Origin of the sequence: Arenibacter nanhaiticus, assembly GCF_900141935.1 — a bacterium.
GTDB classification, from domain to species: domain Bacteria; phylum Bacteroidota; class Bacteroidia; order Flavobacteriales; family Flavobacteriaceae; genus Arenibacter; species Arenibacter nanhaiticus.
In genome coordinates this window covers 1-7,864 of sequence record NZ_FQYX01000060.1, presented here as the reverse complement: position 1 = coordinate 7,864, position 7,864 = coordinate 1, and the positions used below count along the sequence as shown (strand labels likewise).

Annotated in this window: 7 protein-coding genes; 2 read left to right on the top strand and 5 right to left on the bottom strand. The window is 34.7% G+C overall.

The genetic code is table 11. From position 1 onward, the window contains the following. From BUA16_RS17910 to BUA16_RS17900, 3 genes are all read right to left on the bottom strand, one after another. A partial coding sequence (locus BUA16_RS17910) for a helix-turn-helix domain-containing protein (RefSeq protein WP_143150565.1) occupies positions 1 to 260 on the bottom strand: 260 nt, incomplete at its 3' end. A 126-nt stretch (positions 261 to 386) separates the two neighbouring features. Next, positions 387 to 1,757: a phenylacetate--CoA ligase family protein gene (locus BUA16_RS17905; protein WP_072766075.1), complete on the bottom strand. Its 1,371-nt coding sequence runs from the start codon at positions 1,755 to 1,757 to the stop codon at positions 387 to 389. Positions 1,758 to 1,844: 87 nt separating this feature from the next. Next, positions 1,845 to 2,201, bottom strand: a complete 357-nt coding sequence (locus tag BUA16_RS17900; RefSeq protein WP_143150564.1) for a hypothetical protein — start codon at positions 2,199 to 2,201, stop codon at positions 1,845 to 1,847. 331 nt (positions 2,202 to 2,532) lie between these two features. Between BUA16_RS17900 and BUA16_RS17895 the strand changes: the two genes are divergently transcribed. Next, complete coding sequence (locus BUA16_RS17895) at positions 2,533 to 4,770, top strand: TonB-dependent receptor (protein ID WP_072766073.1); 2,238 nt, start codon at positions 2,533 to 2,535, stop codon at positions 4,768 to 4,770. A 54-nt stretch (positions 4,771 to 4,824) separates the two neighbouring features. Next, on the top strand, positions 4,825 to 5,202 hold the full coding sequence (locus BUA16_RS17890) for a heavy-metal-associated domain-containing protein (protein WP_072766072.1): 378 nt from the start codon (positions 4,825 to 4,827) through the stop codon (positions 5,200 to 5,202). Between the two features lie 78 nt (positions 5,203 to 5,280). On the opposite strand, the gene BUA16_RS17885 is transcribed toward BUA16_RS17890, so the two are convergent. Together BUA16_RS17885 and BUA16_RS18790 are read right to left on the bottom strand one after the other, a co-directional pair. Continuing rightward, positions 5,281 to 6,633 carry a tyrosinase family protein gene (locus tag BUA16_RS17885; protein ID WP_072766071.1) on the bottom strand — a complete coding sequence of 451 codons (1,353 nt, stop codon included), beginning with the start codon at positions 6,631 to 6,633 and terminating at the stop codon, positions 5,281 to 5,283. Between the two features lie 25 nt (positions 6,634 to 6,658). Continuing rightward, positions 6,659 to 7,864: Ig-like domain-containing protein (locus BUA16_RS18790; protein WP_245795606.1), on the bottom strand; the 1,206-nt coding region annotated here is incomplete at its 5' end.

Sequence of the window (7,864 nt, the reverse complement as noted above, 5' to 3'; positions counted from 1 at the left end):
TGTCCATAGGCAGGAAATTCAAAAGCGATTTGCACTACGGCTCTTTCCACTTCTTCCTCAATTCGATTCTTGAGGTTTGGCTTCCTTCTATTGAGTTCCCGTAGTGCCAACTCACCTCCTTGGTCGTAGAGCTCTTTGAAACGATAAAAGCTATCTCTGCTATAACCAAAAAGCTTGCAGGCCTGAGATACGTTGCCCAATTGTTCTGCTAACTGTAATAAACCTACCTTAGATTTAATTACCTTTGCTTCTGTATTCATTCTGACAGTTTTAAGGATTAATATTTGTTGTTTTGACTCTTTAAATATAATTCTTAACTGTCAGATTTTATCGTGGTTACTTCATATTATGTAGTAGGCAAAGACCACCAACAGAAGGTATTGCTATTAAATAGTTTTTAATCCCGATTCTTCTTTAGATTTCTTCCTCATTTTAGGTAGAGTATTCAAAGCATTATTCACAACCAATTTTCTTTTTCCAGATTTAAGTAAAGGAATATCGATTACGTATTCTATGTTTATATTGGCGTCATGCCCTAAATATTCTTGATATTTTTTAATTATACCTAGTTCATCGTCGTAATCAAAATCATATGCTACCTTAAGTTTTATAATATATTTATTATTCGTTTCCTGTATAAACTGAAATTGATCAATACCATTAAATTGTAATATATGATGAACAATATGAGAGGTGATAAACTCGCCCTTGGTATTGGTAAACATATCCATTTTTCTTCCTTCAATTTGCGAAAGCACTAAGGCTTTACAATCATCCTTAGTCTCAAAATTTAATATTCCAACATCGCCTGTATCATATCGTATTAATGGCATAGCATAACTAAAAAGATCTGTAATAACAATTCTGCCTAAAGTGCCATATGGTACCGGGATATCCTTGTGCAAATCCAATATTTCGACAAAATAACTGGCCCAGTTGACTTCAAAATTTCTATTGCCCATATTTTGTTGGGCAATAATTCCATTTTCAGAATTTGAATATCGAGAAACAACATGGGTTTTAAAATATTTTTTTACTCCTTTTCTAACATATTCATCCAAACCTTCAGCAATGGCCACTACCCCATTTATTTTTGTTTCTAATGGTTTTGCTTTCTTATTATCCAAGAATTTAAAAATTGCCTGCAAGGCGGAAGTATACCCCAAAATACTCTTGGCGGATTTGTCATTTTCTAATTCTCTTATCCAGCCTGCTATTTTTTGATCATTAAAATCATCGACCGAATAATTAGTCCTAACATTTTGAACCCAAGATAAAAAATTTCCTTTTTTATATTGCTTATCCCACAGTCTTAGGTAATATAGCCTTGCCCCCAACTTATATCCCGACTTTTCAGAAAAATAAATGGTGTCCGCCGTATTTCGGTCCCTTTTATTTTTATCATGTAAAATGTAGAAAGGTTTCCCTGTAGATCCACTGGTCGTTACTTTATACTTTTTTTTATCGATAAATTCTTTGCTTTCGAATAATTTAAAATTATCACGTATATAGGCCTTGTCAACTACTGGAAAGTCTTGCAACACACTATCCTTGGTGAAGTTTTTATACAAGGGAACAGAAGTTGTTGCATGGGTGATTAAATTTGTTAAGTGTCCTTTGGTTAAACGTAAATATTCAGTATTATGAAAGTTTTCCTGTAATAAAGTAATCTCCTTCAGGTGTCGCCTCACTTTTCCTCCCTTTAGCGCATCTACTGACCAAAATAATTTTCTACGTAAAAACTCCAAAGCCTTCATACTGATTAAATCAAATTAAACAAAAAAATAATAGAGAGATCAAGGGCGTACAGTTTCTAAAACATAAAGTACATAATTCCTATTCTTTTAATTTTCAACTACTGAACTAACATAGATAATACCTTCTTGAATACTATCGATGGCGTAGGTAAAATTAAGTACTCCTTCTTTCGGAATTTCCAAATACCGGGCATAATTTATTTCTCCCATAGAGCAATAAATTAGTGGATCATCCCTTAAGGGATCGTAATTTAAAATTTTATATTCCGAAGTATCCTTAGGTTTTAAATCAGAAAATTCCATCGAAAATAAAACCACATTACTGAAATTGTTATTGGTACGGTTAATAACCCTTATTTTAGTCTCTTGAACTATTGGAAGTTCATTTATATTTCCACAGAATACAAACAGCATCACTGATAATATTGCTAATACTCTTTTCATGATTTCTGAAGTTGTTTTAGTGAGATAGCCTATTATTTTATTTATAATTTCAGAAAATATTAAATCCTTACTTCAACTAAAATTACATCTTTTCAATTCCTTTTTCTCTTCAACATCTATCAACAACCTAAATAATCTGTGAACTACATAACACGTAAAATCTTGATAATCTTTATCATAACAACAACAATTAATATCTATTTTTAATAATAAATGAGGCTATTCCTCAAACTAAAAATAGTTTTAGGAGTTGTCTATAGTACTTATAAACTAAGTAGTTAAGCTTTTGAATCGGTATGGTGTTTAATCAGTATAAATTCCTTTTCATGACATGAGGTTATTAAAAACAATTTTTTTATCCCTTTTTACTTCTTTAGTATCCGGACAAATAAATATATCTGGAACTGTGTTGGGCTATAATAACGATCGGAAGGAAATACTCTTATCCGATGTTAATATTGTTTGGCTAAATAGCACTATAGGGACTAGCACCAACAGCGCAGGAGAATTTTCGATTCCCTTCAAAAAGGAATATGGAAAAATCGTTATTAGCTACGTGGGCTACCAGTCCGATACCATAGTAGCTAATAGACCCAATTTAGGTAAAATATGGTTAAGACCAGATAAAGAGCTCGAAGAAGTCACGGTGCGAAAAAAATTGAATCCCATTCAAAAATCTTTATTCAATATACAGAACGTAGTTACCGTAGATAGCAGGGAAATGTTAAAAGCGGCCTGCTGTAACTTGTCGGAAAGTTTTGAAACCAACCCAACTGTAGACGTGAATATATCAGACGCCATTACCGGTGCAAAACAAATTCAAATGTTGGGGTTAAATAGCCCCTATTTATTGTTTACCCAAGAAAACATGCCCTCAATTCGAGGGGCATCCCAAATTTATGGGCTGTCCTTTATTCCAGGATCATGGATAGAAAGCATTCAAATCACTAAAGGCTCTGGGAGTGTTTTAAATGGTTTTGAAAGTATTTCGGGGCAAATAAATAGTGAATTAGTAAAACCACTTAGCGATAAAAAATTGTTTTTTAATACTTATGCCAACAATTATGAAAGATATGAGGTCAATACAAGGTATAATTATAAGTTTTCAGAGAATTTAGGAACTGGGATTTATCTCCATGCCAACCTTAGAAATGGTAGCATCGACAAAAATTCTGACAGCTTTTTAGATACCCCCCTATCCAGACAAATAAATTTTATGAATCGATGGCAGTTTTTAGATCCGGAAAAAGGGTGGGTCAGTTTTTTTAATGTACAGTATTTGCTAGACGATAAACAAACTGGTCAAGAAGATTTTAGTCCTAAAAGGGATAAATTTACCAATAACTACTGGGGTAGTGAAGTAAATACGGACAGATTTGATGTTTCTGCCAAATTAGGGTATGTTTTTCCAGAACTGCCCTACCAAAGTTTCGGTTTTCAAACAGCCTATAGCAATCATGACCAAAATTCTTATTATGGATTTAACCTATATGATATTCAGCATAAATCCTTTTACTCCAACTTCTTGTTCAATAGTATCATTGGAAGCACCCAACATAAATTTAAAACCGGACTTAGTTTTAACTATGATTCTTTTTATGAAACAGTTAATGCGGAGAACTATGACAGGAATGACAACTCTGTGGGAGTTTTTTTTGAATACACCTACGACAATTTAGAAAAATTGAGTTTTGTCGCAGGAATAAGGATGGACAGCCACAACCGATTAAACACGTTTATTACCCCAAGACTGCATCTAAGATATGCCTTATGGAAGCAGTCGAGTTTGAGATTTTCTATTGGAAGAGGGAAAAGGGCTGCCGATATTTTTGCGGAAAACCAACAATTATTTGCTTCCTCAAGAAAAATAAACCTCCTACACAATACTGGGAACGTTTATTCCTTAAAACCAGAGGTCGCCTGGAATTCCGGGATTGGATTTATTCAAAAATTATTTATAGCCAATAGAGCCTTTGACTTTTCAGTCGATTTTAATAGAATAGTCTTTATAGATCAAGTTTTAATTGATTGGGAAAATCCAAGGGAAGTATCGTTTTATAATCTAAAAGGAAAAAGTTTTTCTAACAGTCTTCAAATTGATTTGAACTATGAGATTATTCAAAATTTGGATATCAGAGCCACCTATAAAAATAACAATGTAAAACTTGATTATAATTCGGGGTCAATGACCAAACCCTTACAGTCCAATCACCGTTTTTTTGTAAATCTAAATTATGAAACCTTCAAAAAATATAGAGAAAGGCACTGGAGAATGGATCTTACCGTAAACTGGCAAGGCAAACAACGTTTACCGAATACCTCAAAAAACCCGCCCCCATATCGCTTACCTAAATTTTCTGAAGCCTATAGTATTGTAAATAGCCAATTGACCAGAGTTCTCAATGAAAAATTTGAGATTTATCTGGGAGGCGAAAATATAACCAATACTACTCAAAAAAATTCCATTCTTGCCACAGAAGATCCTTTTGGACCGTATTTTGACAGCACCCTTTTATATAAACCTGTTTTAGGACATACCTATTATCTTGGACTTCGGTATAAGTTATAGATTTAAATAAATCAGTATACAGACAATCCTTAACCACATAAAAAACTATATCTCATGGTAAAAAACAAAATTAAAGCAATAATAATCACTTTACTATTATTAATTGGAGTTAATTTAAATGCTCAGGACAAAAACAAAAAAACAAACTTTCATGTAAAAGGCAATTGCGAGATGTGTAAATCTAGAATTGAAAAAGCTTCTCTTAAACTTAAAGGCGTAAAGTATGTATCTTGGAATATTAAAACAAAGGAACTAAGTCTGATAATGGATGAGAATAAATGTAAGGTTTTAGATATCAAAAAGGCCATATCTGCCGTTGGACACGATACGGACGAAACAGAAGCTGAAGTAAAGATTTACGAAAGCTTACCAGAATGCTGTAAATATAGAGATCCTAATAGTATTTACATGGACCATGGGAAGTCTCATTAACACCACTTTACAAAATGTTCTCTCGAGTTGTTTTTCCCATTTACACCCTAAATGGGAGAGTTTCATTTTTTAAAGAATCTAAAGTTTTACCACTCTTTTAGCTATGATAATATCTCCTTTGGCATCAACCACTCGAATTACATAAAAACCGGCAGCAAGCCCATATAATTTATTAATAATAATAGTATCGGTATTTTGAAAGACTTCTTGCCGAATCAATCCCCCCATCATATTAAACACTTCTACACTGCAATCTGTATTCTTATTTAATTTAATGGTTATTTTTTCTGTAAAGGGATTTGGAAAAGCTTGTAAAAGAACAGGGCTATCGTCCTTGTTATCTTCTTCCCATACTATTTCCTGTAGGTTCTCCACATGTTTATATGGATTATTAATTCTAGTTTTAATTCCAGGCCTATTAGACTGATTAGCAACATCTATGGAAGCCAAGAATCTTGATCCAGAAGTAGCTTCAAATCCAGGAACCATTAAAATTTCATTGACAGATTCAATGCTGCAATCTGTGCCACTAGGAACAATAAAATTATTCCCCACCCGAATCAAAAATTGATAATAAAAAACTTCTTGAGGTCTATATGTATTACTGACGATATAATTATTAAGATTAGCTAGACCATTGGCCCCATAAAAAACCCCTAATGATCGTGTATCGGTTATACTATTGGGGTTAACTAAAGGCAAAGTTTCTCCATTAAATGAATAAGTCCCGTCGTACCGCAACATCGAAGATCTCAGGAAAGAAGAACTATTGTAGATTTCTTCCCAATTAAACCATATGAAATCGACAAAGGTATGATGAAGAAAAAACACTGGATCACGAGGAGATAAGGGAGTGGGCATTGCTCCTCCAGTCCATACATGCGCGCCCCTATGAACTGCTCTTCTTTCCAATTCGTTTGAAAAGGTATTAAAATTGCTCATACCATATAAATTACTCACATCTGAAGGCACTGGTAATGGACCGTTTCCACCCAAATTCCTGTTTAAACTCCAATTTGTATTAAAGCTTCCCATAAAGTTCTGATTCCAAAGCGGCGATGTTGTAGACTGATCTATGCTGGTATCCCACCAAGCCAAACTTATCCTAGGATTAATATCTTGTACTGCTTGTTCCAATTCAAACATTTGCCTTCTATGCCAAGGTAGAAATATTTCCCTTTGCGGTTCGTCGGGAAGGTTAAAATGTAAATCTAAACGCGTTGGATCGGCTGTATTATCAAAATTGAAAAATTCCATATGGAAATTAGCCATATCATCGAATAGATCGGCACCATTCCTTATATCATAAAAGGCATTTACCAATTCTGTCCTTTCATAATCAGTCATTTCCTGATAATTCTTTCGGATACTCTGCGCTTCAACATCCATTACCAGTCCTAATAAAATAAATAATGTGTATACCGTTTTCATCGTGTGTTACATTGGATGATTATAGCTAATTCTTCATTTGCATAATTTGTTTCTCTAATTCCAATAATTTCTGTGCTAATTGTTGGACTTGTACGTTCTCTTCTTGAAGCTTTTTAATTTTCTTTTCTTGTTGAATAGAATACAAGGTGAGCTCCTCAATTTTTTGGAGTAATTTGGCATTCATTTCACCTAAAAGAATACCTCCACTTTCGACTACTTGTTTAGCACTTGGAATGTTTTCCAAATGTCCCTTCTCCAATATATGTTTTTCCACGTCCTCCAAAGTTGGAAGCTCATATTTGTTTTCAAATACAAAATCTGGCCAATTCTGAGAAAGTTCAACTTTAATTTCTTCTGCTATGACATTACCATCAACTGCCAATCTATAGCCTTGGGTATTTATGGTTCCAATACCAACATTACGCGTCGCAAATATATCTTGAGCTGCATTAAGGTCCCTAGTTTGCCAATCTACTGTTGTTAGGTTAGCGTTGTCCGAAGTATAATGTAGTGCATCATCGAAAGAAGTAATCGCCTGGCTCGCTGCAGTATTATTGTTCCCTGCGGCATCTTGGGCCACGTTGGCAGGAACATCGATAGTTATATCTCCTGCTCCGTTGGGCGTAATATCACAAGTATAAGTATTACCATCGACTATCATAAAATTGGAAGCCATTCCGTTACCGACTATTATATCACCCAATTCAAAACCTACCACATCTTCACTAAATTCAATAGTTATACTATAGGGGTTTGTAGTATTTACTACCAGTGGTTCTCCTATAATATTAGTACTTGGTGCAATAGCATCATAGGTAGTGGTTACTGTTAATGCTGCAGTATTATTATTTCCGGCCGTATCTTGGGCCACGTTGGCAGGAACATCTATGGTGATATCCCCGGCTCCAGTCGGCGTAATATCTACTGTATAGGTATTGCCGTCGACTGCTACAAAATTGGACGACGTTGCATTGCTTAGCACCAAATCCCCTAATTCAAAACCAACAACATCCTCGCTAAATTCCAGCGTTACATTATAAGCTGCGGTAGTATTCACGCTTGCTGGTGCTCCTTGTATTACCACGCTAGGTGCTCCAGCATCAAAAGTTGTGGTGACCTGAGTGGCAGCAGCATTATTGTTCCCTGCGGCATCTTGGGCCACGTTGGCAGGTACATCAATGGTTATATCTCCTGCTCCGCTCGGCGTAATATCTACCGTATAGGTATTACC